This is a genomic window from Pseudomonas brassicacearum (assembly GCF_918698105.1).
GTDB lineage: Bacteria > Pseudomonadota > Gammaproteobacteria > Pseudomonadales > Pseudomonadaceae > Aquipseudomonas > Aquipseudomonas brassicacearum_F.
Genome location: NZ_CAKKMI010000067.1, coordinates 15,339 through 34,108 on the forward strand (window position 1 = coordinate 15,339; position 18,770 = coordinate 34,108).

General features: G+C 63.1%; 17 protein-coding genes. 2 read left to right on the forward strand and 15 right to left on the reverse strand.

What is annotated here, in order from left to right:
* The first annotated feature begins 33 nt into the window (after positions 1 to 33).
* Positions 34 to 822: an OmpA family protein gene (locus tag LQ215_RS22430; RefSeq protein WP_230152637.1), complete on the forward strand. Its 789-nt coding sequence runs from the start codon at positions 34 to 36 to the stop codon at positions 820 to 822.
* A 186-nt stretch (positions 823 to 1,008) separates the two neighbouring features.
* On the opposite strand, the gene LQ215_RS22435 is transcribed toward LQ215_RS22430, so the two are convergent.
* The 15 genes from LQ215_RS22435 to LQ215_RS22505 form a co-directional block, all read right to left on the reverse strand.
* The gene (locus LQ215_RS22435; RefSeq protein ID WP_214511359.1) at positions 1,009 to 1,338 is read right to left on the reverse strand and encodes a hypothetical protein; all 330 of its coding nucleotides are present in this window, start codon (positions 1,336 to 1,338) and stop codon (positions 1,009 to 1,011) included.
* The gene (locus tag LQ215_RS22440; RefSeq protein WP_230152627.1) at positions 1,335 to 2,240 is read right to left on the reverse strand and encodes an alpha/beta hydrolase; all 906 of its coding nucleotides are present in this window, start codon (positions 2,238 to 2,240) and stop codon (positions 1,335 to 1,337) included. Before LQ215_RS22440 ends, LQ215_RS22435 begins: the two co-directional genes overlap by 4 nt.
* 145 nt (positions 2,241 to 2,385) lie before the next feature.
* Positions 2,386 to 3,663 (reverse strand): flavohemoglobin expression-modulating QEGLA motif protein, encoded by a 1,278-nt coding sequence (locus tag LQ215_RS22445; RefSeq protein WP_230152628.1) that lies wholly within the window; start codon positions 3,661 to 3,663, stop codon positions 2,386 to 2,388.
* A gap of 36 nt (positions 3,664 to 3,699) precedes the next feature.
* Complete coding sequence (locus LQ215_RS22450; RefSeq protein ID WP_230152629.1) at positions 3,700 to 4,254, reverse strand: hypothetical protein; 555 nt, start codon at positions 4,252 to 4,254, stop codon at positions 3,700 to 3,702.
* Between the two features lie 87 nt (positions 4,255 to 4,341).
* On the reverse strand, positions 4,342 to 5,058 hold the full coding sequence (locus LQ215_RS22455) for a TetR/AcrR family transcriptional regulator (protein WP_003198153.1): 717 nt from the start codon (positions 5,056 to 5,058) through the stop codon (positions 4,342 to 4,344).
* A 101-nt stretch (positions 5,059 to 5,159) separates the two neighbouring features.
* Positions 5,160 to 6,662 carry a lysine--tRNA ligase gene (gene lysS, locus LQ215_RS22460; RefSeq protein WP_057448378.1) on the reverse strand — a complete coding sequence of 501 codons (1,503 nt, stop codon included), beginning with the start codon at positions 6,660 to 6,662 and terminating at the stop codon, positions 5,160 to 5,162.
* Between the two features lie 108 nt (positions 6,663 to 6,770).
* A protein-coding gene (gene prfB / locus LQ215_RS22465) for a peptide chain release factor 2 (RefSeq protein ID WP_095963568.1) occupies positions 6,771 to 7,866 on the reverse strand; the annotation gives its coding sequence in 2 pieces (ribosomal slippage) (positions 6,771 to 7,793 and positions 7,795 to 7,866; 1,095 coding nt in all).
* Between the two features lie 308 nt (positions 7,867 to 8,174).
* A complete protein-coding gene (locus LQ215_RS22470; protein ID WP_230152630.1) occupies positions 8,175 to 9,176 on the reverse strand; it encodes a diguanylate cyclase domain-containing protein in 1,002 nt (333 codons plus the stop codon).
* 45 nt (positions 9,177 to 9,221) lie between these two features.
* On the reverse strand, positions 9,222 to 10,232 hold the full coding sequence (locus tag LQ215_RS22475; protein WP_230152631.1) for a chemotaxis response regulator protein-glutamate methylesterase: 1,011 nt from the start codon (positions 10,230 to 10,232) through the stop codon (positions 9,222 to 9,224).
* A complete protein-coding gene (locus LQ215_RS22480) occupies positions 10,229 to 12,493 on the reverse strand; it encodes a hybrid sensor histidine kinase/response regulator (RefSeq protein WP_230152632.1) in 2,265 nt (754 codons plus the stop codon). The genes LQ215_RS22475 and LQ215_RS22480 overlap by 4 nt, the downstream gene beginning before the upstream one ends.
* Positions 12,490 to 13,161 (reverse strand): chemotaxis protein CheW, encoded by a 672-nt coding sequence (locus tag LQ215_RS22485; protein WP_003198143.1) that lies wholly within the window; start codon positions 13,159 to 13,161, stop codon positions 12,490 to 12,492. Before LQ215_RS22485 ends, LQ215_RS22480 begins: the two co-directional genes overlap by 4 nt.
* Positions 13,158 to 14,423, reverse strand: a complete 1,266-nt coding sequence (locus LQ215_RS22490; RefSeq protein WP_230152633.1) for a CheR family methyltransferase — start codon at positions 14,421 to 14,423, stop codon at positions 13,158 to 13,160. The genes LQ215_RS22485 and LQ215_RS22490 overlap by 4 nt, the downstream gene beginning before the upstream one ends.
* Complete coding sequence (locus LQ215_RS22495; protein WP_230152634.1) at positions 14,420 to 14,956, reverse strand: chemotaxis protein CheW; 537 nt, start codon at positions 14,954 to 14,956, stop codon at positions 14,420 to 14,422. The genes LQ215_RS22490 and LQ215_RS22495 overlap by 4 nt, the downstream gene beginning before the upstream one ends.
* Positions 14,956 to 16,518, reverse strand: coding sequence for a methyl-accepting chemotaxis protein (locus LQ215_RS22500; protein WP_436839594.1), 1,563 nt, complete (start codon positions 16,516 to 16,518; stop codon positions 14,956 to 14,958). Before LQ215_RS22500 ends, LQ215_RS22495 begins: the two co-directional genes overlap by 1 nt.
* 301 nt (positions 16,519 to 16,819) lie before the next feature.
* Positions 16,820 to 17,530, reverse strand: coding sequence for a tellurite resistance TerB family protein (locus tag LQ215_RS22505; RefSeq protein ID WP_230152636.1), 711 nt, complete (start codon positions 17,528 to 17,530; stop codon positions 16,820 to 16,822).
* A gap of 182 nt (positions 17,531 to 17,712) precedes the next feature.
* Here LQ215_RS22505 and LQ215_RS22510 point away from each other — a divergent pair, with 182 nt between their 5' ends.
* Entirely contained in the window at positions 17,713 to 18,627 is a 915-nt protein-coding gene (locus tag LQ215_RS22510) for a LysR family transcriptional regulator (protein ID WP_003198132.1), read from the forward strand.
* Positions 18,628 to 18,770: the final 143 nt, after the last annotated feature.

Consider the following 18,770-nt stretch of genomic DNA (forward strand, 5'->3'; position numbering starts at 1 on the left):
TACTTCTCATTGATAAAAGGACGACAGACTATGATGCACAAACACTTGATGATGCCCGCCCTGCTCGCTGCCTGCGTAGCCCTGGCCGCTTGCTCCCACGACCCGAACGCGAACCTGGAACAGGCACGAACCAACTACAACGGCCTGCAGGCCGACCCGGCGGCGACTAAAGTGGCCGCCCTGGAAACCAAGGACGCCGCCGACTTCCTGGCCAAGGCCGACAAGGCCTACATGGACAAGGAAGACGAAGCCAAGGTCGACCAGTTGGCCTACCTGACCAACCAGCGCGTCGAAGTGGCCAAGCAGACCATCGCCCTGCGCAACGCCGAAGCCGAGCTGAAAAACGCCGGTGACGAACGTGCGCGTGCCCTGCTCGATGCGCGCAACGCGCAGATCAAGCAACTGCAGGACAGCCTGAACGCCAAGCAGACCGAACGCGGTACGCTGGTGACCTTCGGCGACGTGCTGTTCGCCACCAACAAGTCCGACCTGCGCGCCAGCGGCATGACGAATGTGAGCAAACTGGCGCAGTTCCTCCAGGAAAACCCGGACCGCAAGGTGATCATCGAAGGCTACACCGACAGCACCGGTTCGGATTCCTACAACCAGTCGCTCTCCGAACGCCGCGCCAGCTCGGTGCGCACCGCCCTGGTGAAAATGGGCGTGGACCCGGCGCGCATCGTGATCCAAGGCTACGGCAAGGAATTCCCGGTGGCTGACAACACCAGCGTCTCGGGCCGTGCCATGAACCGTCGCGTGGAAGTGACTATCTCCAACGACAACCAGCCAGTGGCTCCGCGCTCGACCATGAGCGCCAACTGATCGGCTGAGAGCAATGAAAAAGCCCCGCCTGACTTCAATCAGGCGGGGCTTTTTCATGGCCAATTATGTTTGGCTGTACACATTCCCTGTGGGAGCGAGCTTGCTCGCGATGGCGGAGTGTCAGGCACTATTTATGCTGCTGAACCACCGCTATCGCGAGCAAGCTCGCTCCCACAGGAGTCTCGCTTATGGCTGCAGTTTCTGCGGCGTCTCCTGGCCCATGCAGCGCACCGCGCGTTTCTTCTCGTTGATCAGCACGCCGGTCAGGCCTTTCTGCTCGGTGTCGAACAACACCAGCACACCATCGACGCATTGGGCGACCTGGGGGGCCGGTTCCAGGGACACCTTGTAGTCCTCGCCGGGCACGGTCTTGAGCATGGTGAACTGGTTGAGCAGCAACGCGTCCTCGGGCTTGGCGAAGTGCAGGTAGCCGTAGTACCACAGCGTCGCAACGGTGCCGAGGATGCTGCAGATACCGGTAATGATCAGGGGGATGGCGTTACGTTCTTCGCTCATTGCGGGCTCTCAGGTGATTCAACGGGTGATTTCGGGTAATTCGGGACCTCGCCCAGGCGGCGCAGGCCGTCGAAGTGCTGGGGGTCGTCGAGGTAGCGCAACATCACGGTGCGCCAGGTTGGGTCGGCGAATGTCTGTACATGGCCGCCACGGGTCAACTGCAAGACCCGCGGTGGCGGCGCAGCTTGATACAGGCGGATGCCGTTGGAAAGGGGCACGATGGGGTCGTCCAGGCTGTGGTAGATCAATTTCGGCACGCCATTCAATTGCGCGACGGAACTGATCGCGCTGTCACCGTCCGGCACCAGCCAGGACAATGGCACCTGGAACGGCCAGGTCAGCCAGGACGTACTCAAGGCAAACCGGCCGACGTCGCGGTAACTGGCAGGCACACCATCGAGCACCAGGGCCTTGAGCTGCCGTTGGCGCTGCGGGTGCTCGACCAGGTAATGCACCGCCAGCGCGCCGCCCAGGCTCTGGCCGAGCAGCACCAGCGGCCTGCCCTGCACCTCGGGCGCCTGGTCGAGCCATTGGAACGCAGCGTCAATGTCCTGGTAAATCGCCGGCAGGCTCGGCTCGCCTTCGGACAGGCCATAACCCCGATAGTCGACCATCAACACCTGGTAACCCTGCTCCGGCAACCACCAGCTCCCCCCCAGGTGCCACGCCAGGTTGCCGCCGTTGCCGTGCAAATGCAGGACCGTGCCCTTGACCTGCACACCCGGTTTGACGGGCAGCCACCAGCCGTGGAGCTTGAGACCGTCGGCGGTGGTCAGGGTAACGTCGCGGTACTCGAGCCTGGCCCGCTCCGGGGTGAATGGCAGGCCGTGCTCGGGGTAGAACAGCAGGGAACTGCAACCGCTCAGGGCCAGCAACAGGCAAACGATGCCGAGGGTTCGCATCCGGTGAAGCCTCGCAAGTCAGAAGTAAACGCAGTCCCCCTGTGGGAGCGAGCTTGCTCGCGATAGCGACGGGTCAGTCACAGCCGTACTGACTGTGCTGACGCTATCGCGAGCAAGCTCGCTCCCACAGGGATTGGTGGTGTGGTTAGAGAATATTGGAATAATCCGCTTCGATCCGGTCCAGGCTCAAGTGGTTCAGGAAGTTGGAGAAACACATCCAGGCCGACAGGGCGTTCATGTCGCGGAACTGCTCGGGCAGGTACTTGGGTGGTACGACCAGGCCTTCGTCCACCAGTTGCCGCAACGTGCGCATGTCCTCGAGGGTGGTCTTGCCGCAGAACAGCAGCGGCACCTGTTCCAGCTTGCCCTTGCGCACGGCCAACTGAATGTAGTTGTAAACCATGATGAAGCCCTTGAGGTAGGACAAGTCTTTGGTGAATGGCAGACCCGTCGGCACCGACCCACGGAAAACGCGACTGGCGTTGCCGTAGCTTTCGGCCATTTCAAAACCCTGCTCTCGGAAGAACTCGAAGATCTGCAGGAAGTCCGCGCCCTCTTCCACCATATGAATGGCCCGGGTGCGGTTGGTCAGTTTGCGCAGGCGGCTCGGGTAGGAGGCGAAGGTGATGATTTCCATCAGGATCGCCAGGCCTTCCTGGGTCACCGTGGACGAGGGCGGGCCCTTGGACAGGAAGGTACAGATCGGCTGGTTGAGGCCGTTGAGGGTGGTGCCGACGTGCACCAGGCCTTCGTGGACTTCCAGCGCACGTACGTCACGCTCGTTGAACATCGCATCGGTGCGGATCTTGATGTAGTCCGCGCCCGCCGCCGCATCGGCCACGATGCCATCGGACTCGAATACCCGGATGGTTTCCTCGGCTTCGCCAAACACCCGGTTGAGGCGGTGTTGCAGCAGGCTGACGGCTTCCTTGGCGACCAGCGTCTTGGGCTCGTCCTTGAGGTCGCCACGGCCATCGATGTTGTTCAGGTAATCGGAGAGCATCAGGCCCAAGTCGGCCAGGGTCGGGTCGCCGGCGTGGAAGGCATCGGAGGCGGCGCCATAGAGTTCCTGGGAGATCAGCCCGAAATCCTCGGTGCCACGCGCCTCGAGCATGCGCACCACCATGCGGTATTCCTTGCACATGCGGCGCATGATCTGGCCAACCGGGTTGAACTGCCCAAGCTGACGGGTGATGTCACGCTCGATGTTCTGGAACTCCAGCTTCACCTTGCTCGAATCGAAAGACAGCGGCCGGTTGAGGTAATAGTCGCGATCCACCGCGGGCATTTCCTTGCCCTTGGCCTTGAGAAACCCCTTGCGGATGCTCTCGTCCCACTTCACCGCGTCGAGGATGCGAATCGGCGTTTGCGCCAGCACAATGCGATCGGACAAGGTGCGTATCGTCTGCTGGTAATCGTCCACCCGGAACTCCTGTGAAAAAACGTCCGCTTGTTGCTGTTATTGGGATTTGACCGGCCGCTGGTAACGCACGGCCTCCGAAAACACATCGGAATTGGCCGGGTCGTCGAGGTAACTGAAAACCTTGTTCATGTCGCTGTCCACCAGCACGCCATCGCCTTCCTCGCTCTGGTTCGGCTGGCCGCTGAGGCGGTTCTGGGCGATGGCCTGGTTGATCTGCTCCAGGTCCAGGTTGTAGACCACCAGCTCTTGCTTGTCGGTCAACTCGAAACCGGCGATCAAATAATGGCCGCCAAACCGCGCCGGCACCTTGGCCGACACATACCAGCGGCTGCCATGGCGGGAAACAGTCAGCGGGATGGCTTCGCGCTCATGGGGCTTGGCCCTGAAGTAGCTGATGGCCTGGTAGCGGTGCTTGCCGACCTTCGTCAGCTCCAGGTTCAACGGTTCGCCCCAGGCATTGGTGCTGGTCCAGTGACCGAGCAGGCCCTTGGGTGCGGCTTCGCTGTCAGGCAACGGCGTCTTGAACGACACCAGGCAGCCACTGAGCAGCAGCAACGACACGGCCAGTACAACGGCACGCCAGGCTTTCATTTGAACTCCCTATGGCACAGGTCGCCTTGCCTTTGTGGCGAGGGAGCTTGCTCCCTCGCCACAAGGGCTGTGGTGAACCCATCGGGGTTACACCGACGCCAGTACCAGGTGCATGTAGCGGGTCAGGATGCCGAGCATATCTTCATCGGCTACCGGCTCGGCGCCATTGAGCAAGCCCTGATATTCCATCCGTCCGATAATCGCCGTCAACACTTTGGCATCCTGTTGCGGCTCGCGGGAGCCCAATACCTGGAAAAACTGACAAGTGCCGTGCAGCAAAATCTGCTGGTGGGAACGCACCAACACCGCCAGGCGCGGGTTGAGCAACGCTTCCTGGCGAAAGGCCTGTTCGGCCATCAGGTACTCGCGGCGACTGTCCAATTGGTGTTGCACGTAGTCGGCGGTCATCCGGGCAATGTCGTCCGCCAGTTGCGAGCGCGATTGGGCGCTGCCATCACCATAAGCGACCATTTCCCGCAACAGGCCTTCGTTGTTGGTCCACAGCTTGGCCATGAACGCCGCGCTGCGTTCCACATACTGGGCGAAGGTATCGGTGAGCAAGTCATCGATGTCCTTGAAATAATACGTGGTGGCCGACAGCGGCACGCCGGCTTCGGCGGCCACGGCGCGGTGACGCACGGCGCGCACGCCATCGCGCACCACAATGCGCATGGCCGCGTCGAGAATCTCCTGGCGACGCTGCTCACTGCCCTGTCGGCTGGCCTTGCGGCCCTGGTACTGAACACTTTCAGCGACAGCCGTGGCGACGCCCGCTGCACCTTCTGAAGCCATTGCACGATTCACGACAGGTCTTTCCTCGCTTGTTCAAAAGTAACCAATTGATACGTTTGTACCAGACAGGCAATAAAAAGCCGCCCTTCCAGGCGGCTTTTTAGTTGAAACACTTACGCTTGAGGCCGCATGTGCGGGAAGAGAATCACGTCCCGGATCGACGGTGAGTTGGTCAACAACATCACCAGGCGATCGATGCCGATGCCTTCGCCAGCGGTCGGCGGCATGCCGTACTCCAAGGCACGCACGAAGTCGGCATCGTAGTGCATGGCTTCGTCGTCGCCGGCGTCCTTGTCAGCCACCTGGGCCATGAAACGCTCGGCCTGGTCTTCCGCATCGTTGAGCTCGGAATAGGCGTTGGCGATTTCACGGCCACCGATGAACAGCTCGAAACGGTCGGTCACGCTTGGGTTCTCGTCGTTGCGACGGGCCAGCGGCGACACTTCGAACGGGTACTGGGTGATGAAGTGCGGCTGTTCCAGCTTGTGCTCGACCAGCTCTTCGAAAATCATCACTTGCAGCTTGCCCAGGCCTTCGAAGCCGAGCACCTTGGCGCCGGCCTTCTTGGCGATGGCGCGGGCCTTCTCGATGTCGTTCAGGTCATCGGCCGTCAGTTCAGGGTTGTACTTGAGGATCGAGTCGAACACCGACAGGCGCACGAACGGCTCGCCGAAGTGGAACACCTTGTCGCCGTACGGCACATCGGTTGTCCCGAGAACAAGCTGGGCCAGCTCGCGGAACAGTTCCTCGGTCAGGTCCATGTTGTCTTCGTAGTCGGCGTAGGCCTGGTAGAACTCGAGCATGGTGAACTCGGGGTTGTGCCGGGTCGAAACGCCTTCGTTACGGAAGTTGCGGTTGATCTCGAAGACTTTTTCGAAGCCACCCACAACCAGGCGCTTGAGGTACAGCTCCGGCGCAATGCGCAAGAACATTTCCATGTCCAGGGCGTTGTGGTGGGTTTCGAACGGCTTGGCCGCGGCGCCGCCAGGGATGGTCTGCAGCATCGGCGTCTCGACTTCCAGGAAGTCACGCTTCATCAGGAAGCTGCGGATGTGGGCGATGACTTGCGAGCGCACGCGGAACGTCTGGCGCACGTCTTCGTTGACGATCAGGTCGACGTAGCGCTGGCGATAGCGCTGCTCGGTGTCGGTCAGGCCGTGGTGCTTGTCCGGCAGCGGGCGCAGGGACTTGGTCAGCAGGCGCACGCTGGTCATCTCGACGTACAGGTCGCCCTTGCCGGAACGGGCCAGCGTGCCTTCGGCGGCAATGATGTCGCCCAGGTCCCAGGTCTTGACGGCGGCCAGGGTTTCTTCCGGCAGGGTCTTGCGGTTGACATAAACCTGGATACGCCCGGTCATGTCCTGGATCACCATGAACGAACCACGATCGAGCATGATACGACCGGCCACCTTGACTGGAATCGCCGCCTCGGCCAGCTCTTCCTTGGTCTTGTCCGCATACTGCTTCTGCAAGACGTCGCAGTAGGCATCGCGGCGGAAGTCGTTGGGGAAGGCCTGGCCCTTGGCGCGCTCGGCAGCAAGCTTTTCCTTGCGCAGGGCGATCAGGGAGTTTTCTTCCTGTTGCAGGGCTTGCGGGTCGAGTTCTAGGTCGCTCATGTCTTTAAGGATTCCATCACAGGTTCGTTGCCCCCGGCCCGGGCCGGAGTTTGCGAACGGGCCGCGCTCCCTGGTGGAAGCGTGCCCGCCCGCCGCATGGGTGTCGCGTTACAGCCCTTGTTTGAGGCTGGCGATCAGGTATTCATCGATATCGCCATCGAGCACCTTGTCGCAATCGCTGCGTTCGATGCTGGTGCGCAGATCCTTGATCCGCGAGGCATCGAGCACGTACGAACGGATCTGGTGACCCCAGCCGATGTCCGACTTGGTGTCTTCCAGCGCCTGGGACGCCGCGTTGCGCTTCTGCACTTCCTGCTCGTACAGGCGAGCCCGGAGCATCTTCATCGCGGTGTCTTTGTTGGCGTGCTGGGAGCGCTCGTTCTGACAGCTGACCACGGTGTTGGTCGGTACGTGGGTAATCCGTACCGCCGAGTCGGTGGTGTTGACGTGCTGGCCACCGGCCCCGGAGGAACGGTAGGTGTCGATGCGCAGGTCCGCCGGGTTGATCTCGATCTCGATGTTGTCATCGATTTCCGGCGAAACGAATACGGCCGAGAACGAGGTGTGGCGGCGGTTGCCGGAGTCGAACGGGCTCTTGCGCACCAGGCGGTGCACGCCGATCTCGGTCCGCAGCCAGCCAAAGGCGTATTCGCCCTTGATGTGCACGGTGGCGCCCTTGATCCCGGCGACTTCACCGGCCGACAGTTCCATGATGGTGGCGTCGAAACCGCGTTTGTCGGCCCAGCGCAGGTACATGCGCAGCAGGATGTTGGCCCAGTCCTGGGCCTCGGTGCCGCCGGAACCGGCCTGGATGTCCAGGTAGGCGTTGTTCATGTCCATCTCGCCGCTGAACATGCGACGGAATTCCAGCTTGGCAAGGTTCTCGTCCAGGCGTGTCAGCTCGGCGACGACATCGCCGACCGCGCCTTCATCGTTCTCTTCGACAGCCATGTCCAGCAGGTCGCGGCAATCGGCCAGGCCGCTGGACAACTCATCCAGGGTCTCGACGATCTGTGCCAGCGCAGAACGCTCGCGGCCCAGCTCCTGGGCGTACGAAGGGTTGTTCCAGACGTTCGGATCTTCAAGCTCGCGATTGACTTCGGTCAGACGCTCATGCTTTTGATCGTAGTCAAAGATACCCCCGAATAGTTTCGGAGCGCTCGGACAGGTCCTTGATGGTGTTCAGGATCGGGTTGATTTCCATGGCGGGCAGCACTCGTTGGCGAACTTTTGAAAGCCGGCGAGTATAACGTAATCAAGCGCCAGCGGCAGCCCGCCTGGCGGCTTTAGGAACACCAATTCCCTGTATGCCAGCTCGCGCTGGCCCTGTAGGAGCTGGCGAAGCCTGCGATCTTTTGATCTTGATCTTTCGCTCAGGGCTCAATCGGCAGTGGAAAGATCGCAGCCTCGTTGCACTCGACAGCTCCTACACGGCTCCTACACAGCTCCTACAGGCGCAGCCCAGCGGGAGCAAGCTCCCTCGCCACAAAAGCAAGGTCGACAGCAAGAGGCCTATTCAACCCCCACCCGATTACGCCCATTGTGCTTGGCCATGTACAACCCCTTGTCCGCTGCCGAGATCAGTTGCCGGCTGTCGCTACCCTGCTGGGGAGTGAAGGTCGAGACGCCGATGCTGACGGTCAGGTTTTCGCCGCCGTCGGGCGTGGTATGGGGGATTTTCAGGGCGACGACGCCCTGGCGCAGTTTCTCGGCCATCAGCCGGGCGCCGCCCGGCGAGGTGCCGGGCAGGACCAGGGCGAACTCCTCGCCGCCGTAGCGGGCCGGCAAGTCGGATGGACGGCTGCACGCCTCGCGGATCGCCGTGGCGACCTTGCGCAGCGCTTCGTCGCCTTCCAAGTGGCCGAAGTTGTCGTTGTAGGCCTTGAAGTAGTCCACATCGATCATCAGCAGCGACAGTTGGCTCTGGTCGCGCATCGCCCTGCGCCATTCCAGCTCCAGGTATTCGTCGAAGTGCCGGCGATTGGACAGGCCGGTCAGGCCGTCGGAGTTCATCAAGCGTTGCAGCACCAGGTTGGTGTCGAGCAGTTGCTGCTGGCTGACCCGCAGTGCCCGATAAGCCGCGTCGCGCTGCAACAGCATCATGTAGGAACGCGAGTGATAGCGAATGCGCGCCACCAGTTCGATGTTGTCCGGCAACTTGACCAGGTAGTCGTTGGCCCCGGCGGCGAACGCCGCGCTCTTGACCAGCGGGTCCTCCTTGGTGGACAGGACGATGATCGGGATATCGCGGGTGGCCGGATGGTTACGGTACTCGCGCACCAGGCTCAGGCCATCCAGGCCGGGCATCACCAGGTCTTGGAGAATCACCGTCGGCTTGATGCGCACCGCCTGGGCGATAGCCTGGTGGGGATCGGAGCAGAAGTGGAAGTCGATGTTGTCTTCATTCGACAGCCCGCGCCGCACCGCCTCGCCGATCATCGCCTGGTCGTCGATGAGCAAGACCATGGCGGCGTTTTCATCGCGCTTGAAATCGTCGAGCTGCAGATCATTCATGGTGGCTTACCTGAGTACGGCCTGGGGCAACGCTGGCAGGGTTGTTCATGGGGTAAAAAGCTCCAACAGCCGTGGCGCGATAGCGTCCAGGGCGAGAATATGGGCGGCGGCGTCGATGGCGGCCGCCGCTTTGGGCATCCCGTACACCGCACTGCTGCGCTGGTCTTGGGCGATGGTCACATAGCCCTGCTGGCGCATGAGTTTAAGCCCTTGTGCACCGTCGCGGCCCATGCCGGTGAGCAATACGCCCACCGCGTCGCCGCTCCAGTACTGGGCGACACTTTCAAAAAACACGTCGATGGAGGGCCGGTAGATCTCGTTCACCGGCTCGGCGGTGTAGGCCAGGGTGCCGTCCTTCAACAAACGCAGATGATGGTTGGTCCCGGCCAGCAACACCGTGCCGCTCTGCGGCGTCTCGCCGTGCCGGGCCAGGCGCACCGTGTGGCCCGAGACACTGGCCAGCCACTCGGCCATGCCCGCGGCGAACACCTCGTCCACATGCTGGACCAGCACGATGGCCGGGGCAAAGTTACGCGGCAGCGCCTTGAGCAGCACCTCCAGCGCCGCCGGTCCGCCCGCCGACGACCCGATGGCCACCAGGCTCTTGCGCGACACTGCCGCACGCTGCGCCGTCGGCACCGGTCGTTCACGCTTGTTGCGCTCACCGATCAGCCAGCCGATGTTGGTGATCTTGCGCAGCAACGGCGCCGCCGCATCTGCCGGGTTACCGACGCCCAAGGCCGGGGTATCGACCACGTCCAGCGCGCCATGGCCCATGGCCTCGAACACCCGATGGACGTTCTGCTGGCTGTCCCCGGTGACGATCACGATCGCGCAGGGGCTATCAGCCATGATCCGCCGTGTGGCCTCCACGCCGTCCATGACGGGCATGAGCAGGTCCATGAGGATCAGGTCCGGGGTGTATTCGGCGCAACGCTGCACCGCCTCGGCACCGTTGGCGGCCACCCAGACCAGTTGATGCGCCGGCTCGAACGCCAGGGCACGGCGCAGCGCCTCGACCGCAAGGGGCATGTCATTGACGATGGCGATCTTCAAGCGCGCGCCCCTCCGATCAATTCGACCACGGCGTCGAGCAAGGCGTCGTCGTGGAAACTCGCCTTGGCCAAATAATAGTCGGCGCCAGCGTCGAGGCCACGGCGGCGATCCTCCTCGCGGTCCTTGTAGGACACCACCATGACCGGCAGCGATTGCAAGCGGTTGTCACGCCGCAACAGCGATACCAGCTCAATGCCGTCCATGCGCGGCATGTCGATGTCGGTGATCAGCAGGTCGAAATTCTCCGAGCGCAGGGCGTTCCAGCCGTCCATCCCGTCCACGGCTACCGCCACGTCGTAGCCGCGATTGAGCAACAACTTGCGTTGCAGCTCGCGCACGGTCAGGGAATCGTCCACCACCAGGATCCGCTTGCGCGGGGCCTGGGCCTGGTTCTGCCGGGCGATGCGCTCCAGGCGCCCGGTATCGAGCAACTTGTCCACCGAACGCAGCAGGTCTTCGACATCGACAATCAACACCACCGAGCCATCGTCGAGCAAGGCCCCGGCGGAAATGTCCTGGACCTTGCCCAGGCGTTCGTCCAAGGGCAGGACCACCAGGGTCCGCTCGCCGATGAAGCGCTCCACCGCCACGCCGTAGATCGTCTCGCGCTCGCGGATCACCACGACCTTGAGGGTCTGGCTGCTGCCTTGCGGCGCCGGGCGATTGAGCAATTGGCTGGCAGCCACCAGCCCGATATGCCGGCCTTCGTGCCAGAAATGCTGGCGGCCTTCGACCTGGACGATGTCTTCCGGCGCCAGGTCGCACATGCGTTCGATGTGGGCCAGGGGAAAGGCGTAGGCTTCATCGCCGACTTCCACCACCAGGCTGCGCACCACCGACAGCGTCAGCGGCACCTCAAGATGGAAACGACTGCCCGCGCCCGCCGTCTGCTCCAGCACCACCGCCCCGCGCAACTGCCGGACCATGTGCTGGACGGCGTCCAGGCCGACACCGCGCCCGGACACTTCAGTGACCTTGTCGCGCAGGCTGAAGCCGGGCAGGAACAGGAAGGTCAGCAGCTCTTCTTCGCTCAGGCTGGCGGCGGTTTGCTCAGGGGAAAGGCCGCGTTCGACGATGCTGCGGCGCACCCGCTCCAGGTCCACCCCGGCGCCATCGTCTGCCAGCTCCAACACCAGCAGGCCAGCCTGATGGGAAGCCCGCAGGCGGATCAGGCCTTCGGCGGGCTTGCCGGCCAGTATGCGTTGCTCCGGGGATTCGATGCCATGGTCCACGGCGTTGCGCAACAGGTGGGTCAGCGGCGCTTCAAGCTGTTCCAGCACATCGCGGTCGACCTGGGTTTTCTCGCCTTCAATCTCCAGGCGCACCTGTTTGCCCAGGCTGCGACCCAGGTCACGGACCATGCGTGCCTGGCCCGAAAGCACATCGGCGAATGGTCGCATGCGACAGGCCAGCGCCGTGTCGTACAGCACCTGCGCCCGCTGGCTGGCCTGCCAGGCGAATTCATCCAACTCGGCGGTTTTCTGCGCCAGCAATTGCTGGGTTTCGGCAAGCAAACGGCGAGCATCGCCAAGGGCTTCCTGGGCTTGCAGGCTCAGGGCATGGTCCTTGAGGTGCACGTTCAGTTCTTCAAGGGCGCGCAGGCCGGTGCTTTGCTGGCGCTTGAGGCGTTGCAACGTCGCCAGCCAAGGCTTTAGGCGCTGGGTCTCCACCAGGGATTTGCTCGACAGATCGAGCAAGCTGTTGAGGCGTTCGGCCGTGACCCGCAAGACCCGCTCGCCGCCTTCGGTGACCCGTTTGCGCTTGGCGGCCGGCTCCGCTGCCGGGGGCGGTTGCACGTCCGGCAGCTCGACGCGTAGCGGTTCGACCGGCTTTTCGATGTTCGGTAAGGCCGCTGCCGGGGCCTGTGGCGCGTTGGGATCAAGCAACCGCCTCATCATCGCCACATAGGCGTCGATGTCCGGGGCGCCGACGCTGTTGCCTGGGGTGGCGATGCGCGTCAGCAGGTCGGTGCCTTGCAGCAAGGCATCGATGTGTTCAGCGCCCAACACCAGGCGCCGCTCCTGGGCGCTGGCCAGGCAATCTTCCATCACATGGGCCACGCTGACCCCGGCGTCCACCCCGACAATGCGCGCCGCGCCCTTGAGCGAATGCGCCGCGCGCATGCACGACTCCAGGTAATCGGCCTGGGTCGGATCATGCTCCAGGGCCAGCAGACCAGCGCTCAGCACTTGGACCTGGGCTTCGGCTTCCAGGCTGAACAGCTCCAGCAACGAGGCGTCGCGCATCTGATCTGGGGTCATGACAGGCTCCGAGCCACGGCGGACAGCAGCTGTTCTTCATCCAGCCAGCGCAGGCTGCGGCCCTTGAAGGGCAGCACGCCACGGGTGTATTTGCCCGTCGATTGCGAAGCGCTCGCCAGGATGCGTTCATCGATGGCATGGATGCCGTCCACCTCATCCACCGGCACCACCACCGGCCCGCCCTTGGCCGCGACAATCAACATGCGCGGCATCACCCGTGCGCCGGAAACCACCGCCGCGCCGGGCTCCAGGTCCAACAGTTCCACCAGCGACAGGCAGGCCACCAGCGCCCCGCGCACATTCGCCACGCCCAACAAGGCCCGTGAGCGCTGGTGGGGCAAGGAATGGATCGGCTGCAACGGCGCCACTTCCACCAGGCTGCGCGTCGTCAGGCCCAGCCATTCCTCGCCGAGGCGGAACATCAGCAGCGAGCGCGTGACCACATCGGTGTCCGCGGGGGCCAGGGACAGATCCCGCTGGTCCTGCGGCAAGGCATAACGGTCGAGCAGCCGGGTGGCGGCCGCCGAATACACCGAGCAATTGCGGCAGTGGATATGCTCGACCAACAACGGACAGGATTTGTCGCCATGCACCCCGATGCGATTCCAGCAGTCGTCGATAGCCTGGGCATCGTCATGGGTGACGGTGTAAGAAGCCGAACCGCTCATCGTTTGTGCTCACTGTCTGCCGCGCGCCCGCTACGGGCGGCGCGTTCCTGCAATCGACGGGCTCCGGCCGCGTCTCCCTGGGAAGCCAGCAGCGCCGCCAGATGCACCAGGGCCTCGGCGTGTTGCGGTTCAAGATAAAGCGCCTTGCGATAAAAACCCTGGGCTTCAAGGGCGCCGCCAGCCATGTCGCTGAGCAGGCCCAACCAATAGAACACCTGGGCGTTTGGCGCGTGGCTGCGCAAATAGGCTTCGCAAGTCACGCGGGCCTCGGCGCTTTTGCCAGCGTTGGCCAGCGCGGCGATATTGGCCAGCAAGGTCGCGGCATCGCTGCTTTTGGGCTCGACAATCGGCGTCACGCTCGCCGCAAACGGCCGCGGCCGAATCACCGGCGGGACAACGCGGGGCGGTGGCTGACGAACCGGCAGCGGGGTCGGCATCAAGGCCGGCAACGGTTGCGGCTCGGGTGCCCCCTGGCGGCTGAAGGCGAACGATTGGGCAATCCCGATCGAGCGCATGCCCAGTCGGCCCAGCAAGCTGCCCTCGGCGGGGCCGATAAACAGCACACCGTCCTGATGGGTCAGGCGCTTGAGCACCTCGAACACCTGCTGCTGGGTCGGCTGGTCGAAATAGATCAGCAGGTTGCGACAGAACACAAAGTCGTAAGGCGCCTCGTTCACCAGCAAGGCCGGATCCAGCAGGTTGCCCACTTGCAGACGCACCTGTTCGCGCACCCGCTCGCTAAGACGGTAGCCCTCGTCTTCAGCATCGAAGTGCCGCTCACGAAAACCCAGCTCCGCGCCACGGAAGGAATTCCTGCCGTAACGCGCTTCCTTGGCCCTTGCCACCGACAGCGGGCTGACGTCCAGGCCGTCCACCTTGAACTGATGCGGTCCCAGGCCTGTGTCGAGCAAGGCCATGGCAATCGAATAAGGCTCTTCGCCGGTGGAACACGGCAAGCTGAGGATGCGCAGCGCGCGCAGGTGCTTGATCTCGGCCAGGCGCTTGACGGCCAGCCTGGCGAGGGTCGCGAAGGATTCGGGGTAGCGGAAGAACCAGGTCTCCGGGACGATCACCGCTTCAATCAGCGCCTGCTGCTCCTGGGCCGAATGCTGCAGGTCCTGCCAATATTCATCGGCGGTTCGCCCGGGCACGGCACCGATGCGCTGGCGCACGGCCCGCTCAATGATCGCGCTGCCGACGGAGGTCACATCCAGGCCGATGCGCTGCTTGAGGAAATCGAAAAAACGCTGGTCGTTGCTCATGGCGTTGCCTCGAGGTCGTCGAGGTTCAGCGGCGGCGCAGGGAACAGCAGCGCCCGAACGGATTCATCGAGCAGGTCATTGACCCGTACCCATTGCAGCAACCCTTGGGCATCTTCGCGAACCGGGCCGAGGTACGGCGCCTGCCGGTTGTCCAGGCCATAGGGTTTGAAATCGGCCGGGTCGCAGCGCACGGTGTCGGTCGCCTGTTCCAGGATCAAGCCCAGCACCTGTCCCGCTTGTTGCGCGTCGTCCTGATAGCGCACCAGCACCAGTCGCGTACTGGTCCGGGCCTTGGCGTTCTGGCCAAAGGTCAGGGCGCACAGGTCGATCACTGGCACCACCGTGCCACGCCAGGCAAACACCCCCGCCACCCAGGACGGCGCCCGGGCGATCGGCTTGAGAGGCAGGCGCGGCAGCACTTCCACCACATCGATGGCCTGCAAGGCGTAACGTTCGTGGCCGATGCAGAACACCAGGAACAACGCCTGGCGGCCCGTCGGGGCGGCACTACGCCGGGTCTCGAGTTCGCCCATCAGACTTTGAAACGCGAGACGCCGCTGCGCAGCCCTACGGCTACCTGGCTCAGCTCGTCGATGGCGGAACTGGCCTGGCGCAGGGACTCGACGGTCTGGCTGCTGGCATCGCCCAGTTGCACCAGGGCGTGGTTGATCTGCTCGGCACCGGTGGCCTGGGCCTGCATGCCTTCGTTGACCATCAACACCCGCGGCGCCAGGGCCTGGACCTGATGGATGATCTGCGACAGTTGCTCACCCACCTGCTGCACTTCGGCCATGCCCCGGCGCACTTCTTCGGAAAACTTGTCCATGCCCATCACCCCGGCCGACACCGCGGACTGGATCTCGCGCACCATCTGCTCGATGTCATAGGTCGCCACGGCGGTCTGGTCAGCCAGGCGTCGTACTTCAGTGGCAACCACGGCAAAACCGCGACCGTACTCGCCGGCCTTTTCGGCCTCGATAGCCGCGTTGAGGGACAACAGGTTGGTCTGGTCGGCCACTTTGACGATGGTCACCACCACTTGGTTGATATTGCCGGCCTTCTCGTTGAGGATCGCCAGCTTGGCGTTCACCAGGTCGGCGGCGCCCATCACCGAATGCATGGTTTCCTCCATGCGCGCCAGGCCTTGCTGGCCGGAGCCGGCGGCCACCGAAGCCTGGTCGGCGGCGCTGGACACTTCGGTCATGGTGCGCACCAGGTCTCGGGAGGTGGCGGCGATTTCCCGGGACGTCGCGCCGATCTCGGTGGTGGTGGCGGCGGTTTCGGTGGCCGTGGCCTGTTGCTGGCGCGAGGTGGCGGCGATCTCGGTCACCGAGGTGGTGACCTGCACGGAGGAGCGTTGGGCCTGGGACACCAGTGAGGTCAGCTCGGCCATCATGTCGTTGAAGCCGGTTTCCACGGCACCGAACTCGTCCTTGCGCGCCAGGTTCAGGCGCCCGCTCAGGTCGCCGCTGCGCATGATCTCAAGGATCTCGACGATGCGGTTCATCGGCCCCATGATGGCCCGCATCAAGAGCAGGCCACAGAGTACGGCGACGATCAGCGCGACCAGGAACGACAGGCCCATGGCGACCTTGGCCGCCGTTACCGCATCGCCGATGGTCTGGGTGGCGTTTTCCGCCAGCTCACGATTGCGCTCGATGATGTGATTCAAATGCCCGCGGCCGCCGATCCATGCGGGCGTCAGCTCTTTGTCCAAGGCCTGCCGCGCCCCTTCGTAGTCCTTGCGCTGGTACAAATCCAGGACCTTGGCCATGGCTAGGTTGAACGCCTGGTGATTGACCTCGAACTCGTCGAAAGAGGCTTGGTCGGCCGGGTTCTGGATCAGCTTTTGGTAGTTCTGCATCTCTTCGCGCAGGTGCTTCTCGAAGCCCTGGTAGCGGGCCTTGTCCTCGGCGGTGATTTCCCGGTTGCCCGAAAGGCCGACGATTTGTTGGGTCAAGACGTAGCCGTCGATCCAGCCACCGCGAATCATGGAGCTGTAATACACCCCTGGCACCGCATCGACCCGGACGTTTTCTTCACTGTCCTGGATCTTCAACAACCGTGAGTACGAGACAACCACCATTAACAGCATGATGGCGATGATCACTGCAAAACTCGCCAGGATGCGTTGGCGCAATGTCCAATTCTTCACGGTAAAACCTCGGGCATTTGAAATGCTGGGGAGTATAGCCGAGGGCGGCACCGGGCCTGTATGGCGGTTTGAGGGGATTTGACCTGTGGGAGCGAGCCTGCTCGCGATAGCGGTGCATCAGTCAAAAACACTGTGACTGCCCGGGCCCCATCGCGAGCAGGCTCGCCCCCACAGGGAAATGGGTTGGACACAAGACCGCCAAACACCACAAAACCACTGTGGGAGTTAGGTTGGGACTGTTCTATACAGTCGCCTGGCGCACCTGTTTCTCCAACTCGACCTTCAGCCCCGGCTCCAGCTTGAGTTGACGCGCCAGCTCATCGAGGTAGGACTTCTCCATGAAGTTTTCCTCGTCCACCAGCATCACGCTGGCGATATACATTTCCGCCGCCATTTCCGGTGTGCTGGCGGCGCGGGCGACGTCGGCGGGGTCCAGGGGCTTGTTGAGTTCGGCGTGCAGCCAGTGTTGCAGTTCCTGGTCGTTGTCGAGCTTGGTGAATTCGCCTTCGATCAACTGCCGCTCGCGCTCGTCCACGTGGCCGTCGGCCTTGGCCGCCGCCACCAACGCCTTGAGGATCGCCTGGCTGTGCTGCTCGACCTGCGCCGGGGGTACACGGTCGAGGGTCTGCGGTTCGGTTTTCGGCGCGGTGCCTTGCTGGGCCTGCCAGTTGCCGTAGGCCTTGTAGGCGATCACGCCCAAGGCCGCGAGACCACCATAGGCCAAGGCCTTGCCGCCGAAGCTGCGGGCTTTCTTGTTGCCCAGCAACAGGCCCATGGCCCCGGCGGCCAGTGCCCCGCCGCCCGCGCCGGAAAGCATCCCGCCCAGGTTGCCGGAGCCGCCGAGCAAACCGCCCAGGCCGCCGGACGATTTGCCCTGGGCGCCGCCAGCCTTGTTCTGCAACATTTCCTGACCGGACTTGAGAAGCTGATCGAGCAATCCACGGGTGTTCATTTGTTGCCTCCACCTATTGGGTCAACTTGAGGCAACCAGCCTAGATCGAAAGTGCCCCGGCGCCTCGGGCGAGATTGCTTCCAGATGTTGCCTGGCTCATTCCAAGACACACTCCCCTTCCCTTCTAAAAAAACGATATACACTCCAGAACATCGATAAAACCGCCCATCGGGTATTCGACCATGATGACCCTGCGTCAGATCCGCCATTTCATCGCCGTGGCCGAAACCGGCTCCATCTCTGCCGCCGCACAAACGGCGTTCATTTCCCAGTCGACCTTGACCCTGGCCATCCAGCAACTGGAGCAGGAAATCGGCGTCAGCCTGTTCAACCGCCACGCCAAGGGCATGACCCTGACCCACCAGGGCCATCAATTCCTGCGCCAGGCCCATTTGATCCTGGCCACCGTCGACAACGCCAAGCGCAGCCTGCAACAGAGCACCGACCAGGTCGCCGGCCAAGTCACCATTGGCGTTACCAGCCTGGTCGCCGGCTATTACCTGGCGGACCTGCTGACCCGTTTCCAGCGCGCCTATCCCAACGTGGAAATCCGGGTGATGGAGGACGAGCGACCCTACATCGAACATTTGCTGGTCAGCGGCGAAATCGACGTCGGGGTGTTGATCCTGTCAAACCTGGAAGACCGCCACGCCTTGCAGACCGAAGTCCTGACGCATTCGCCACACCGCTTGTGGCTGCCGGCGCAGCACCCGCTGCTGGAGCACGACAGCATCAACCTGGCCGACGTGGCCCGCGAGCCGCTGATCCAGCTGAACGTCGATGAAATGGACCGCAACGCCCAACGCCTGTGGCGCGGCGCCGGCCTGCAACCCAGGGTCACCCTGCGCACCGCCTCGACCGAAGCGGTGCGCAGCCTGGTGGCGGCAGGTTTGGGGGTGTCGATCCAGCCGGACATGACCTACCGCCCTTGGTCGCTGGAAGGCGACATCATCGAAGCGCGACCGATTGCCGACCTCAACCAGACCCTCGACGTCGGCCTGGCCTGGCGCCGGGGCACGGCGCGACCGGCGTCGGTCGACCCGTTCCTGGCCGTCGCCCGGGAACAACCCCATGGCGGGCGCAAGCCATCTATTTAATCGAATGCAGCCTTGAGTATTTCGAATTTGTCGGCCTCGGATCTGAGCACTAATCTGACTGCACGCCTCTTTCCTGTGGGAGCGAGCTTGCTCGCGATAGCGGTGGGTCAGGCAACATAGATTCGACTGACACACCGCTATCG